This window comes from Solwaraspora sp. WMMD937 (genome assembly GCF_029581175.1).
Lineage (GTDB): Bacteria > Actinomycetota > Actinomycetes > Mycobacteriales > Micromonosporaceae > Micromonospora_E.
The window spans coordinates 4,780,311-4,793,884 of record NZ_CP120738.1; the positions used below are offsets into that span (position 1 = coordinate 4,780,311).

The 13,574-nt window shown below is 71.7% G+C and carries 14 protein-coding genes; 13 read left to right on the plus strand and 1 reads right to left on the minus strand.

Annotated elements, in window-relative coordinates; translation table 11 throughout:
• The first annotated feature begins 330 nt into the window (after positions 1–330).
• From O7621_RS21320 to O7621_RS21365, 10 genes are all read left to right on the plus strand, one after another.
• The gene (locus tag O7621_RS21320) at positions 331–1,092 is read left to right on the plus strand and encodes a DeoR/GlpR family DNA-binding transcription regulator (RefSeq protein WP_282230890.1); all 762 of its coding nucleotides are present in this window, start codon (positions 331–333) and stop codon (positions 1,090–1,092) included.
• Positions 1,089–2,033, plus strand: a complete 945-nt coding sequence (pfkB, locus tag O7621_RS21325; RefSeq protein ID WP_282230891.1) for a 1-phosphofructokinase — start codon at positions 1,089–1,091, stop codon at positions 2,031–2,033. The genes O7621_RS21320 and pfkB overlap by 4 nt, the downstream gene beginning before the upstream one ends.
• Before the next feature lie 68 nt (positions 2,034–2,101).
• Complete coding sequence (locus tag O7621_RS21330) at positions 2,102–3,274, plus strand: PTS mannitol transporter subunit IICB (protein ID WP_282230892.1); 1,173 nt, start codon at positions 2,102–2,104, stop codon at positions 3,272–3,274.
• Between the two features lie 2 nt (positions 3,275–3,276).
• Positions 3,277–3,585, plus strand: a complete 309-nt coding sequence (locus tag O7621_RS21335; protein ID WP_282230893.1) for a PTS lactose transporter subunit IIB — start codon at positions 3,277–3,279, stop codon at positions 3,583–3,585.
• Positions 3,578–4,045, plus strand: coding sequence for a PTS sugar transporter subunit IIA (locus tag O7621_RS21340; protein ID WP_282230894.1), 468 nt, complete (start codon positions 3,578–3,580; stop codon positions 4,043–4,045). Before O7621_RS21335 ends, O7621_RS21340 begins: the two co-directional genes overlap by 8 nt.
• Entirely contained in the window at positions 4,042–5,082 is a 1,041-nt protein-coding gene (locus O7621_RS21345; RefSeq protein WP_282230895.1) for a zinc-dependent dehydrogenase, read from the plus strand. The genes O7621_RS21340 and O7621_RS21345 overlap by 4 nt, the downstream gene beginning before the upstream one ends.
• A 50-nt stretch (positions 5,083–5,132) precedes the next feature.
• A complete protein-coding gene (locus tag O7621_RS21350; RefSeq protein WP_123601684.1) occupies positions 5,133–5,444 on the plus strand; it encodes an HPr family phosphocarrier protein in 312 nt (103 codons plus the stop codon).
• On the plus strand, positions 5,437–7,086 hold the full coding sequence (ptsP, locus tag O7621_RS21355; RefSeq protein WP_282230896.1) for a phosphoenolpyruvate--protein phosphotransferase: 1,650 nt from the start codon (positions 5,437–5,439) through the stop codon (positions 7,084–7,086). The genes O7621_RS21350 and ptsP overlap by 8 nt, the downstream gene beginning before the upstream one ends.
• A gap of 48 nt (positions 7,087–7,134) precedes the next feature.
• Positions 7,135–7,857 (plus strand): SDR family oxidoreductase, encoded by a 723-nt coding sequence (locus tag O7621_RS21360; RefSeq protein WP_282230897.1) that lies wholly within the window; start codon positions 7,135–7,137, stop codon positions 7,855–7,857.
• Positions 7,858–7,995: 138 nt separating this feature from the next.
• Positions 7,996–9,819: a metallophosphoesterase gene (locus O7621_RS21365; protein WP_282230898.1), complete on the plus strand. Its 1,824-nt coding sequence runs from the start codon at positions 7,996–7,998 to the stop codon at positions 9,817–9,819.
• Positions 9,820–9,874: 55 nt separating this feature from the next.
• Here O7621_RS21365 and O7621_RS21370 read toward each other — a convergent pair whose 3' ends face one another.
• A complete protein-coding gene (locus O7621_RS21370; RefSeq protein WP_282230899.1) occupies positions 9,875–10,429 on the minus strand; it encodes a snapalysin family zinc-dependent metalloprotease in 555 nt (184 codons plus the stop codon).
• A 221-nt stretch (positions 10,430–10,650) separates the two neighbouring features.
• On the opposite strand from O7621_RS21370, the gene O7621_RS21375 reads away from it, so the two are divergent.
• From O7621_RS21375 to O7621_RS21385, 3 genes are all read left to right on the plus strand, one after another.
• On the plus strand, positions 10,651–11,004 hold the full coding sequence (locus O7621_RS21375; RefSeq protein ID WP_282230900.1) for a metalloregulator ArsR/SmtB family transcription factor: 354 nt from the start codon (positions 10,651–10,653) through the stop codon (positions 11,002–11,004).
• A complete protein-coding gene (locus O7621_RS21380) occupies positions 11,001–12,644 on the plus strand; it encodes a SulP family inorganic anion transporter (protein ID WP_282230901.1) in 1,644 nt (547 codons plus the stop codon). Before O7621_RS21375 ends, O7621_RS21380 begins: the two co-directional genes overlap by 4 nt.
• Positions 12,645–12,980: 336 nt before the next feature.
• Positions 12,981–13,193, plus strand: coding sequence for a hypothetical protein (locus O7621_RS21385; RefSeq protein WP_282230902.1), 213 nt, complete (start codon positions 12,981–12,983; stop codon positions 13,191–13,193).
• The last annotated feature ends 381 nt before the right edge of the window (positions 13,194–13,574 follow it).

Consider the following 13,574-nt stretch of genomic DNA (forward strand, 5'->3'; position numbering starts at 1 on the left):
TGAACGCGGCCGCAGCCGCCAGGACCGGACAGCGGCCAGCGGTCGCGCAGCTGCACACCGACCGGCCGGCCGGCCGGCGCCGGTCAGACCTACCCCATCACTACGGCCGACGCAGCCAGGCAGACAGCCATCTTCGGGCGGGCGACCGGCGGACGGCCGGTGGATGAGCGGACTCTTGGTTGCAGCCGACCTACCGGCCAAGGAGCGGCACCGCCGGTTCCGCGGGTCAGCCGAGCGGCCAAGATCCAAATACATTCTACGCCCCCCTTGACATCCCACAAGGTCGGGCGTAAACAAACCTGAAGCAAAACGAAACGGCGGTGAAACCACATGTACGCCGAGGAACGGCAGCAGGAGATCGTCCGGCTGGCCCGGGCCGACGGACGGGTCGACGTGACCGCGCTTGCCGAGTCACTCAACGTGACCGCCGAGACGATCCGGCGCGATCTCACCACCCTCGAGCGGGCCGGCGTGCTGCGTCGGGTGCACGGCGGTGCGATCCCGGTCGAACGGATCGGCTTCGAGCCCGCGCTCGCAGCCCGGGACGCGGTGCTGACCACCGAGAAGGAACGGATCGCCAAGGCCGCGCTGGCCGAGCTGCCCCACGAGGGCGCGATCATCCTGGACGCCGGCACCACCACCGCCCGGCTGGCCGCGATCCTGCCGGCCGACCGGGAACTCACCGTCGTGATCAACTCCCCGGCGCTGGCCACCGTCCTCGGTGCCCGCAGCAACCTCAACGTCCTGCTGCTGGGCGGCCGGGTACGCGGTCGCACGATGGCCACCGTCGACGACTGGGCGCTGCGTCCACTCGCCGACGTGTACGTCGACGTGGCCTTCATCGGCACCAACGGCTGTTCCGTCGAGCGTGGCCTGACCACACCGGACCCGGCCGAGGCGGCAGTCAAGCGGGCCATGATCGGCGCCGCCCGCCGATCGGTCGTACTGGCCGACCACACCAAGATCGGCAACGACTACCTGGCCCGGTTCGGCCGGCTCGCCGACATCGACACACTGATCACCGACAACAGCCTCAACGCGGACCTCGTCGCCGAGGTGGAGGCGGCCGGGCCGCGGGTGGTACGGGCATGATCCTCACCCTCACCCTCAACCCCAGTCTGGACCGCGCCGTCGAGATCGACGATCTGGTCCGCGGCGAGGTCATCCGGGCCACCGGTGCCCGCCTGGACCCCGGCGGCAAGGGCGTCAACGTGTCCCGGGCACTGCTGGCCAACGGCGTACCGTCGGTCGCCGTGCTGCCCTGCGGCGGCGACGAGGGCGGCCAACTCGTCCGGCTGCTGGCCACCGAGGGGGTCGAGGTGGTCGCCGTGCCGATCGTCGGGCGGACCCGGTCCAACATCACCCTCGCCGAGCCGGACGGCACCGTCACCAAGGTCAACGAGCCCGGGCCGACCCTCAGCCGGGACGAATTCGACGCGATCACCGCCCGGCTGCTGGACACCGCGCACCAGGCCGACTGGGTGGTGGTCTGCGGCAGTTTGCCACCAGGGCTGCCGGTGAACGGGTTCACCGCGCTGTGCCGGCAGTTGCTCGACGCCGGGCTCCGGCTCGCCGTCGACACCAGCGGCCCGCCGCTGCGGGCCGCCGCCGAGGCCGGAGCCGATTTGGTCAAACCCAACCGGGAGGAGCTGGCCGAGGCCGTCGGGCGGCCGCTGGACGGCCTCAGCGACGTGGTCGACGCCGCCCGACAGGTCCGCGCCTGGGGTGCCGGCGCCGTGCTGGCCAGCCTCGGGGCGCAGGGTGCCGTGCTGGTCGACGCCGACGGGGTACGCACCGGCGACTCCCCCGTCGACCAGCCGCGCAGCACGGTCGGCGCCGGTGACGCGCTGCTCGCCGGCTTCCTCGCCGCCGGTGCCAGCGGGCCGGACGCCCTCGCCGAAGGGCTGGCCTGGGGGGCGGCGGCGGTCAGCCTGCCGGGCAGCCGGATGCCCGGGCCGGCCGACCTGCGCCGGCACACCGTACGACTGCACCCCCGGCCGGATGACCTGCAACAACTCGTCACCCAAGGATGACCCGTCGCCTCGATACCCCAGACCGATCGCTCACTCCCTACCCCCGCACATAGAAGGAGCAGCAGAGCATGGCCACCGACTACACACCCCAGGTGCAGGGCACCGGGGTAAAGGCCACGATCCAGAGACTCGGCGGATACCTCGCCGGGATGGTGATGCCCAACATCGGCGCGTTCATCGCCTGGGGTCTGATCACCGCGCTGTTCATCCCCACCGGATGGATCCCCAACGCGACCATGGCCGAACTGGTCGGGCCGATGATCACGATGCTGCTGCCGATCCTGATCGGCTACACCGGCGGCCGACTCGTGCACGGTCAGCGCGGCGCGGTGGTCGGCGCGGTCGCCACGGTCGGCATCATCGTCGGTGCCGATGTGCCGATGTTCCTCGGTGCGATGATCATCGGCCCGCTGACCGCGTACCTGCTGAAGCTGTTCGACGGCCTGGTCGAGGACAAGATCCCGGCCGGCTTCGAGATGCTGATCAACAACTTCTCCGCCGGCATCATCGGCGGTGGCATGGCGCTGGTCGGAACCTGGGTCATCGGACCGGTGGTGCAGGCGGTCACCGACGGTATCGGATCCGTTGTCGACTGGATGGTCGGCCACAGCCTGCTGCCGTTCGTGTCCATCCTGGTCGAGCCGGCCAAGGTGCTGTTCCTCAACAACGCGATCAACCACGGCGTGTTCGGTCCGCTGGGCGTCGCCGAGGCCACCGAGGACGGCAAGTCCATCCTGTTCATGATCGAGTCGAACCCCGGGCCGGGCCTCGGTCTGCTGGTCGCCTTCCTGCTGTTCGGGCCCCGGCTGCTGCGCGCCAGCACCCCGGCGGCGATCATCATCCACTTCCTCGGCGGCATCCACGAGATCTACTTCCCGTACGTGCTGATGAAGCCGCGGCTGATCCTCGCCATGATCGCCGGAGGTGCCGCCGGGGTCTGGACCTTCATGGTCACCGGCGCCGGTCTGGTCGGTCCGCCCTCGCCGGGAAGCATCTTCGCCTACCTGATCGTCACTCCCCGGGGCGGCTGGTTCCCAGTCCTGCTCGGCGTGATTGTCTCGGCGGCGGTCTCCTTCGCGGTCGCCTCGGTGCTGCTCGGCTTCGGCCGCGGCGAGGGCAAGGAACCGGTCGAGGAGAACACCGGCCCGCAGGCCGCCACCCCGGACACGCCCGCCGCCGCGCACGCCTACCACGCCACCCCGACCGCCGGTACCCACCGGCCGACCGCCACGGAGGCATGACGATGGCCACCATCGACGCCCAGAGCATCCGCAAGGTCGTCGTCGCCTGCGACGCCGGCATGGGCAGCAGCGTCATGCTCGCCAGCCAGCTGCGCAAGCAGCTCAAGAAGCAGCAGGTGACCGTCGAGCACACCCCGGTCAACTCCATCCCGGCCGACGCCGACGTCGTCGTCTGCCACCAGGGGCTCGCCGACCGGGCCCGCGTCAGCGCGCCCGGTAAGGTGGTCGTCCCGGTGCAGATCTTCCTCGGCGACCCGGCCGTCGCCCGGCTGGTGGCCGTGGTGCAGCAGGGCGGCCAACTCGATGGCTGAACCGCAATCGGACCCCGGCGCTCTGCTCGAGCGCCGGGCCGTCCGGCTGACCGAACAGGCCGACGACCGGGTCGCCGCCGTGCGCCGCTGCGGCGAGGTGCTGGTCGAGCTCGGTGCGGTCACCGAGGAGTACGTCGCCGCGATGCTGCAGCGCGAGGAGTCCATCTCCACCTATGTCGGGGAAGGTGTGGCGATCCCGCACGGCACCCTGGCCGGCAAGGAGGCGGTACGCCGCGACGCGCTCGCCGTGCTGCGCTTCCCCGACGGGGTGGACTGGGCCGGATCCCCGGTCACCGTCTGCGTGGCGATCGCTGCGCGCGGCGACGGCCACGTGGAGCTGCTCGCCGCCCTCGCCCAGATCCTGCTCGACCCGGAACAGGCCCGTGAGCTGCGTGAGGCCACCGAGATCGATGACGTGCTCCGGCTGCTCGCGCCGGTAGGAGAGGAGAGCTCCACATGAAGGTCGTCCGGTTCCACTCCCCCGGCGACGTCCGGATCGAAGAGGCACCGCAGCCGCAGCCCGGCCCCGGCGACGTGTTGATCCGCGTCCGGGCCTGTTCGACCTGCGGCACCGACGTCAAGATCCGCAACTACGGTCACCACCACATCGCCCCGCCCCGGGTGATGGGCCACGAGATTGCCGGCGAGGTCGTCGAGGTCGGCGCCGAGGTCGCCGGGTGGCAGGCCGGCGACCGGGTCCAGGTGATCGCAGCCATCCCGTGCGGCACCTGCGGCGAGTGCCGGCGCGGCCGGATGACGGTCTGCCCCAACCAGGAGTCGATGGGCTACCACTACGACGGTGGGTTCGCCGAGCACATGGTGGTCCCGGCCAAGGTGCTCGCCGTCGACGGGCTCAACCGCATCCCGGACGGGGTCAGCTACGCCGAGGCGTCGGTGGCCGAGCCGCTCGCCTGCGTACTCAACGGGCAGAACCTGGCCCGGGTCGGCCCGGGCGACGACGTCGTCATCATGGGCTCCGGCCCGATTGGCTGCCTGCACGTACGGCTGGCCCGCTCGCGCGGCGCCGCCCGGGTCTTCCTGGTCGACGTCAACCGGGAGCGACTCGACCTGGCCGCCGCGCTGGTGCATCCCGACGCCACCGTCTGCGGTGCCGAAACCGACGTGATCGACGAGATCAAGAAGTTGACCGACGGACGCGGCGCCGACGTGGTGATCACCGCGACCGCCGCCGGTGTCGCCCAGGAACAGGCGTTGCAGATGACCGCCCGACAGGGCCGGATCAGCTTCTTCGGTGGTCTGCCCAAGGACAAGCCGGTCATCGCCTGCGACTCCAACCTGGTGCACTACCGGGAGCTGACCATCGTCGGCGCCAACGGCTCCAGCCCGTCACACAACGCCGAGGCGCTCACCCTGATCGCCAGCGGTGCGGTCCCGGTCGCCGACCTGATCACCCACCGGCTGCCGTTGGACCGGGCCCTCGACGCGTTCGACGTGGTCGCCCGAGGCGAAGCCATCAAAGTCACCATCGAACCCTGACCCAGGAATCCATCGAGCCCTGACCCCCACCAGGGACAAAGGAGGCAGACATGCCTACCCGTACCGTCACCGTCGGCTCCGCCAGCGGTTTGCACGCCCGGCCCGCCGCGTTGTTCGTCGCCGCCGCCGCAACCGCACCGGTGCCGGTGATGATCAGCACCGCCGGTCGGCCGGCGGTGCCGGCCCGCAGCATGCTCTCGGTGCTCTCCCTCGGCGCGAAGCAGGGCACCGAGGTAACCCTGGAGGCCGACGGTGACGGTGCCGACGCCGCGCTCGACGAGCTTGCCGCGTTGCTCGCCCGCGACCTCGACGCCGAGCCCGGCGGTGACGGCGCCGGTGCCACGGCGGCCGGTCGTGGCTGAGCTGCACACCGGGCTCGGCGTCAGCACCGGGCTGGCCGCCGGCCCGGTGCACCGAGTGGCCGAGGCACCCCGGCTGCCCGTGCCGGTGCCGGTCGACGACCCGGCCGCCGAGGCGGACCGGGCGGTCGCCGCCCTGGTGGCGGTCGCCACCGAGCTGGGCCGGCGGGCCGGCACCGCGACCGACCCGACGGCGGCGGAGATCCTGCGGGCGCAGGTGATGATGGCTGAGGACCCGGTGCTGCACGAGGCGGCACGGGCCCGCGTGGCCGCCGGTGCCGACGCGCCGCACGCCATCGACGCCGCGCTCGCCGAGCACCGGGCGGCGTTCGCGGCCGCCGGCGGCTACCTCGCCGAACGGGTAGCCGACCTGGACGACCTGCGCGACCGTGCGGTCGCGGTCTGCCTGGGCGAACCGATGCCCGGCGTGCCCGACCCGGGCGTGCCGTTCATCCTCAGCGCCCGGGACCTGGCCCCGGCCGACACCGCCGGGCTCGACCCGGCCCGGGTGCTCGCCCTGGTCACCGCAGCCGGCGGGCCGACCAGCCACACCACCATCGTGGCCCGGGCGCTCGGGCTGCCGGCGGTCGTACGGTGCCCGGGCGTTCTCGACGTGCCGGACGGCACCCTGGTCACCGTGGACGGCACCACCGGCGACGTCACCGCCGGAGTCGACGACGACACCGTCGCCGAGACCCGCCAGCGGGAACAGCACCGCCGGGCGAAACTGGCGGCGACCAGCGGCCCGGGACGCACCGCCGACGGACGTCCGGTGACCCTGCTGGCCAACGTCGGCTCCGCCGCCGACCTCGTCGACGATGTGGAAGGCGTCGGCCTGTTCCGCACCGAGCTGCTCTACCTGGACCGCGCCGAGCCGCCCGGTCACGACGAGCAGGTCACCGCGTACGCGAAGGTGTTCACCGCCGCCGGTGACCGCAAGGTGGTGCTGCGGACCCTGGACGCCGGCGCGGACAAACCATTGCCGTTCCTGCACGCCGGCGAAGAGCCGAACCCGGCGCTCGGCGTACGCGGGCTGCGGACCGCCCGGCGCCGCCCCGAGGTGCTGCGCACCCAGCTCGACGCGATCGCACAGGCCGCTGGGGCCACCGGCACCGAGGTGTGGGTGATGGCACCGATGGTGACCACACCGGCGGAGGCGGCCGAGTTCGCCGAGCTGGCCCGCGCCGTCGGGCTACCCACGGTGGGCGTGATGGTGGAGGTGCCGGCGGCCGCGCTGCGGGCCGAGGCGCTGCTGCGGCACGTCGACTTCCTCAGCATCGGGACCAACGACCTGAGCCAGTACGCCTTCGCCGCCGACCGGCTCTGCGGCGACCTGGCCGACCTGCTCGACCCGTGGCAGCCGGTCCTGCTGGAGCTGATCGCCGGCTGTGCGCGGGCCGGCGCTGCCGCCGGCAAACCGGTCGGGGTCTGCGGTGAGGCGGCCGCTGACCCGGCCCTGGCCGTAGTGCTGACCGGGCTCGGGGTGTCCAGCCTGTCGATGTCGGCCCGGTCGGTGCCGGCGGTGCGGGCCGCGCTCGCCGCGCACACCTTGGAGGACTGTCAGCGGCTGGCCCAGGCCGCGCTGGCCGCGCCGGACGCGGCGGCCGCCCGCGCGGCGGTCTCAGCCGGCCCGGCCGCCGGCTGACCGCCGGTCGACGTTGACGCGGCTGCGGGCCGGCCGCAGGATCAATCCATGAGCCGGACGATCGTGGTCACCGGAGCGCGACGCGGCATCGGCGCGGCCCTCGCGACCGGTCTCGCCGCGCCCGGGACAACCCTGGTGCTGCACCACCTGGCCGCCGCCGACGAGGCAGAGGCCGTCGCCGCTCGCTGCCGCGCGGCCGGCGCGCACACCCGGATCGTCGAGGCGGACCTGTCGGTCGCCACCGAGGTGCTGGCTCTGGCCGAGGCGGCCGGGCCGGTCGACGTACTGGTCAACAACGCGGCGCGGGCGTCCAACGTCTGGATCGACGAGTTGCCGCTGGCCGAATGGGAGGCGACGTTCGCGGTCAACGTCACCGCCCCGATGCTGCTCAGCCAGGCCTTGGCGGCGGGGATGCGGGACCGTGGCGGCGGCCGGATCATCAACGTCACCTCGGCCACGGTCCGGCTCGGTGGCCCGTCCGGGCCGTCGTACGTGTCGAGCAAGGCGGCGCTGGTCGGTCTCACCCGTTCGCTGGCCCGCGCGTTCGGGCCCGACGGCACGACGGCACGACGGTCAACGCGATCTCGCCGGGCGCGATCCGTACTGAGGGCGAACGGGAACTCGCCGGCGACGCCCCGGTCGACGAGGCCGCAGTCGACGCCGCGATCCTGCACCGGCAGGCGGTGCAGCGCCGACTCGACCCCGACGACATCGTCTCCACCGTCCGCTTCCTCGCCAGCCCCGACTCCGGTGCGGTCACCGGCCAGGTGATCGAGGTCGGTGGCGGGCTGGTACACCGCTGACCCGACTGGGACCGGCGTTCATCCGCTGGTCAGCGTCCCTCGACGGTGCTGTTCACCTGTGCCGGCGATGCTCCGGCTCGTCGAATCCCCGCAGCGTGGAGGCATCGTGTCCAGACCGATCTGGCAGTTCACCGCGATCGTCGCGGTCCTGACCCTACTGATGGGCGCGGCGGCGCCGTCCGGGGCGAGCGCCGGCGCCAGCGCCGCCCCGGTCCTGCTCACCGAACCGTTCCTGCAGTCCCCAGCGAAGAACTCCGTCCGGGTCGTCTGGTTGACCGAGTTCGCCGGTCGGCACCACGTCGTGGTGGTCGGTCACCGGGCTGGCGAGCTCAACCGGGCCGAGCTGCGGGCCGCGGCCACCGGCGGCAAGATCCGGGGCGTACGGGTGTTCCGAGCCCGGACCGGCGAGTTGTCCCGGGTGGCGGAGGACACCGCCTCGCAGATCCCGGACCCGCCGACGCAGATCACCCGGCGGCACATCTGGCGGCACGAGGCGACCGTACGCGGGCTCGGCGTCGGCAGCCGGACGCCGTACCGGGTGGTGTCGATCGACCGTGGTGCGATGGTTGCTTCCGACACCTACACCCTGGCGCCGGCCGCCGCCCCCGGCCAGGCGCAGCAGATCCTGCTGACCAGCGACCACCAGTCGATGCCGAACACCCCGGCGAACCTGCAGAAGGCGGTCGAGACCGTCGGCCGGATCGACGCGGTGTTCCTCGCCGGGGACCTGGTGAACGTCCCGGACCGGGCCTCGGAGTGGTTCGACGACCAGCGCGGCGGTGCGTTCTTCCCGGCGCTGCAGGGGCGGGCGTCACGGACGGTCAACGGGGTCACCTGGACCGGCGGTGAGATCCTGCAGCACGCGCCGATCTTCCCGGCGATCGGAAACCACGAGGTGCAGGGCCGCAGTGGGCTGCCGACGCTGAACGAGTCGTTCAACGCACCGGTGCCGCGTGAGGTGGCCGAGGCGGCGTACCGCAAGGTCGCCCGGCAGGTGAACCCCCGGAACAACCGCAAGATCAAGGAACGCTGGATCCTGGAGAACTCGTTCAACACCGAGACCTACGAGGAGATTTTCTCCCTGCCGACCAGCGGGCCGGGCGGGGAGCGCTGGTACGCGACGACCGTCGGCGACGTCCGGTTGATCTCGCTGTACGCCACCCGGATCTGGCGAGGCACCGGTATCGCCGCCGACCCGGCGAACTGGCAGCGGACCCGGTACACCGAGGCACCGGCGAGCACCGACGACCTGCTCGCCCAGGGCTGGGGTTCGCACATCTTCGAGGAAATCGGCGTGGGCAGCCGGCAGTACCGGTGGTTGCAGCGTGAGGTGGCCAGCCGGCAGTTCCGGGACGCGAAGTACACGGTGGTGATGCTGCACGAGGGCCCACACGGGCTGGGCGACAACGTCAACCCGCCGTTCACCGACCCGGTGCGCACCGAGCAGACCGACGCCGACGGCAACACCCTGGTCCGGTACGACTACCCACGGGCGGACAACGTGCTGACCCGTGACGTCGCCCCGCTGCTGGAGTCCGCCGGGGTGAACCTGGTGCTCAACGGCCACTCACACCTGTGGAACCGGTTCACCGCCCCCTCCGGTACCCACTACCTGGAGACCTCCAACGTGGGCAACTCGTACGGTGCGTTCCACCCGCTGTCGGGCCGGTCCCGGCCGGTCCCGCCGGCGCCGTGGAACCCGGACAACTACCTGGCCCAGGGCAACCCGGGCGGGCTGGAGCCGCAGGTGCCGACGGTCGCGCCGCTGACCGACCCGGCCGGTACGCCGTTGCCGTTCGTGCAGAGCAACGACTACTCGGTGTTCAGCGTCCTGGACACCGGCACCGGCGAGGTGACCAGCTACCGCTACGACATGCGTACCCCGGACGTCGCGCCGGTCGTGCTGGACCGGTTCCCGCTCGGCGCCTGATCGGCGGCGGTCCCGCCGTCGGTGCATCCGACGGCGGGACCGCAGGCCGTCCGGTTCAGTTGCCGGCCCACACGTAGGACCGACCGGCGACGGAGGCGTCGGTGATTGTCGCTGCGGCGCGGGCGAACAACTGGTCGACCCGGGCCGCCTCGGCGGCACTCGGATAGGCGTTGCGGCAGGACACCGGGGCGCTGCTGCCGGACATCAGGTCGGAGCAGAGCCCGGTGCGCCGGTCCGGCAGCCCGAGAATGTGTCCCCACTCGTGGGTGGCGATCCGGGTCCGGTCGTAGCCCTGGTCCACTGCCTGGGTACCCATGTAGATGCGGCCGGCGCCCAGCCGGGTGACGTACGCCCGGGGCCAGCCGCTGTCGACGTAGATGACGACCGACGCCGGGCTGCCCGGCTGCAGCCGGACGTTGTCCACGCTGTTGTTCCAGATCTGCGCGGCCTGGGCGAAGTTGGTCGCGAACTGGCCGGCGCGGCTCGCGTCGTAGTAGATCGTGGTCACTGCGGCCGAGGCCGGCGCGGTGGCCACGACCTGGACACCGATCAGCGACAGGATGACGGTGACCGTCGCGAGGATCGCCCGGACGGTGCGTTGTCTTGCCATGGCATGGCTCCTTGGAAACGGGCCGCGATACCGGCTGGCATCGACTGGCATCGCTCACCGTAGACCGACTCAATCGACACACACCTATCCCATTTCGCTCATAGCGCGTCCCACCGGTTGAGCCTCGCGGCGCACCCAGCAGGGCGGACCCGACGTGACGACTCGCACAGCACGGACCCCCGGCGTCGAATGGTGACTTGAAGAAGTCTTCAATTGCACACATGCCAGTGCCGCTCTACCAGAAGAAGGCCGAGTTCTTCCGGATGCTCGGGCACCCGGTGCGGATCCGGGTGCTCGAACTGCTCGGCGAGCGCCCCCGCCAGGTCCGCGAACTGCTCGCCGAGATCGACGTCGAGGCGTCCAACCTGTCCCAACAGCTCGCGGTGCTGCGCCGGGCCGGGATCGTGGTCTCCAGCCGGGACGGCGCCGCGGTCACCTACGCACTGGCCGGGCCGGACGTCGCGGACCTGATGCGGGCGGCCCGGCGGATCCTCACCGAGATGCTGATCGACCAGACCGAGTTGCTGGCCGAGCTGCGGGAGGCGTCCCCCGACGCCGCCTCGGGCCGCCGGTGAGCGCCACCGCCGTACGCCGCCTGTTGCCACAGGTGACCGACTGGCGGGCGGTCCGCCGTCAGCCGGGCCGGGACCTGCTCGCCGGGCTCACCGTGGCGGTCGTGGCCCTGCCGCTCGCCCTCGGCTTCGGTGTCGCCTCCGGGCTGGGAGCCGCCGCCGGGCTGGTCACCGCCGTCGTCGCCGGCGCCCTCGCGGCGGTCTTCGGTGGGTCGAACCTGCAGGTCTCCGGGCCCACCGGGGCGATGACGGTGGTACTGGTGCCGATCGTGGCGCAGTTCGGGCCTGGCGGGGTACTCACCGTCGGGATGCTGGCCGGGCTGATCCTGATCCTGCTGGCGCTGGTCCGGGCGGGTCAGGTCGCCCGGTACATGCCGGCCCCGGTGATCGAGGGCTTCACCGCCGGCATCGCCGGGGTGATCCTGCTGCAGCAGATCCCGACGGCGCTCGGCGTGCACGTCCAGGACGAGCGGGTGCTTGCGCTGGCCGGGCAGGCGGTGGCGGCGTTCGTCCGACAGCCGCAGTGGCCGTCGCTGCTGATCGCCGCCGCCGTCGCCGCTGCGATGCTGGCCGGAGCACGGTGGCGGCCAACCGCGCCGTTCGCACTGCTCGCTGTCGCTGCGGCGACCGTGACGGCGGCGTTGTCCGGGTTGCCGGTGCAGACCATCGGCGTACTGCCGGCCAGCCTGCCGGCACCGTCGCTGGCCTTCCTCGACCTGGCGGCGGTGCCGGCGCTGGCGACCGCAGCGATCGCGGTCGCCGCCCTGGCCGCCCTGGAGAGCCTGCTCTCGGCCACGGTGGCGGACGGCATGTCGGTCGGGCAGCGACACGATCCCGACCGGGAACTGTTTGGCCAGGGCGTGGCCAACCTGGTTACGCCGCTGTTCGGCGGGGTCCCGGCCACCGCGGCTATCGCCCGAACGGCGGCCAACGTCCGAGCAGGCGCCGCTTCCCGACTGGCCGCGCTGTCGCACGCGCTGATCCTCGCGCTGCTCATGTTCGTGGCGGCTCCGCTGGTCAGCCAGATCCCGTTGGCCGCGCTGGCCGGGGTGCTGATCGCCACCGCCATCCGGATGGTCGAGGTGAGCACGCTGGCCGCACTGGCCCGAGCCTCGCGTTCCGACGGGCTGGTAATGGCGCTCACCGCAGCGACCACCGTACTGCTGGACCTGGTCACCGCCGTGCTGGTGGGCCTGGTCGTGGCCGGCGGGCTGGCGCTGCGCAGGATCGCCCAGGCGGTACGGCTGGATCGAATGCCGCTGGACACCGGCGACCACCACGCCGAGGAGCAGGCGCTGCTGGTCGAGCACATCGTGGCGTACCGGCTGGACGGGCCGTTGTTCTTCGCCGCCGCCCACCGGTTCCTGCTGGAGCTTTCCGACGTCGCCGAGGTACGGGTGGTGATCCTACGGATGTCCCGCGTGTCCACCATCGATGCCTCCGGCGCCTTGGTGCTGCGCGACGTGGTGCAGCGGCTGGAGCGACGGGGCATCACTGTCTATCTGTCCGGGATCCGGGACGGACACCGCAAGGCGCTCATTGCGTTCGGGCTACTCCCCCGGCTGAACGGACTCAACCGGGTCTTCCCCGACACTGCGGAGGCGATCGCCGCCGCCCGGCAGATCATCGGGGCGGACCGATAGCTCCGCATCACAGTCGAGCTGGCCGCGCAGGTGGGCGCCGGGCGTCCGCTGCGTGATCAGGCGGCTTCCATACGGAGACCGGCCGGTGATAATTCAGACCCGTACACAACCTCGCAAAAAGCGTGGTGCACGTGCAGTGGCACGTGCAGGTGCAGTTGCATCTCCTCGCCCACGCATGCATGATTCCCCTATGTCGATCTCACGTTCACGACACGTGACGAGCCGCGATCAGCGGCCGATACTTTGGGCAGACCTCGCTGACCGTCTTGAGGCGTACTGGTGAGAAGCCAGCAGCCTGACGGCCCTCGCGTGCAGCACCCCATAGGCTCACCCGTAGTGGCACTGCTGCTGGGAATCGAACTGCTTTTGGTCGGGTTCTCCATCGGTGCCGTGCTGTTGGATCAGACGGCGCTCGCCGCCATGGCTGGTACAGCGTCGATCACCCTGGCCGGCGATATCGTCCGCCGGATACTGTCCACGGCGCCCGAACGAGATGGTCGTGCGGGTCACCCGGAATCGACGGAGGTGACCACTCCACCAGAACCGTGACCGGGCTCGAGATCTGATGGGCGACTGTCCGTCGATCCTGGAGACTGACCCTTGAGGCCGGTGTGCGCCAGGCCCTCGATGAACTGCCGCTGGGCGATGGCGAACACGATGAGCACCGGGATCGCGGTCAACGACGCCGCCGACAGTTGCACGTTCCACATCGGCCCGCGACCGCGGCCGGTGGTTCATGTCACGAAGCCGGCCAGCGGGGCAGCACCAGGATCGCGGTGGCCCGGGCGATGTGACAGCCGTCCGGGACGGCCGCTGGCTGGTGGGGTGAGGGGCGCCCCCGTTCCGCGCCCCTCACCGCACCAGCGGCATCGAGGTCGGCCACTCCAACGGGTTGGTCAACCTCAAGTCGTGATCGTATACTGACTCGGC

Bases quoted from the DNA above. Each gene is read 5' to 3' on its own strand.
- O7621_RS21350 (WP_123601684.1), top strand. From the start codon at position 5,133: ATGCCTACCCGTACCGTCACCGTCGGCTCCGCCAGCGGTTTGCACGCC.
- pfkB (WP_282230891.1), top strand. From the start codon at position 1,089: ATGATCCTCACCCTCACCCTCAACCCCAGTCTGGACCGCGCCGTCGAG.
- O7621_RS21345 (WP_282230895.1), top strand. From the start codon at position 4,042: ATGAAGGTCGTCCGGTTCCACTCCCCCGGCGACGTCCGGATCGAAGAG.
- O7621_RS21370 (WP_282230899.1), bottom strand. From the start codon at position 10,429: ATGGCAAGACAACGCACCGTCCGGGCGATCCTCGCGACGGTCACCGTC.
- O7621_RS21335 (WP_282230893.1), top strand. From the start codon at position 3,277: ATGGCCACCATCGACGCCCAGAGCATCCGCAAGGTCGTCGTCGCCTGC.
- O7621_RS21340 (WP_282230894.1), top strand. From the start codon at position 3,578: ATGGCTGAACCGCAATCGGACCCCGGCGCTCTGCTCGAGCGCCGGGCC.
- O7621_RS21330 (WP_282230892.1), top strand. From the start codon at position 2,102: ATGGCCACCGACTACACACCCCAGGTGCAGGGCACCGGGGTAAAGGCC.
- O7621_RS21320 (WP_282230890.1), top strand. From the start codon at position 331: ATGTACGCCGAGGAACGGCAGCAGGAGATCGTCCGGCTGGCCCGGGCC.
- O7621_RS21360 (WP_282230897.1), top strand. From the start codon at position 7,135: ATGAGCCGGACGATCGTGGTCACCGGAGCGCGACGCGGCATCGGCGCG.
- O7621_RS21375 (WP_282230900.1), top strand. From the start codon at position 10,651: ATGCCAGTGCCGCTCTACCAGAAGAAGGCCGAGTTCTTCCGGATGCTC.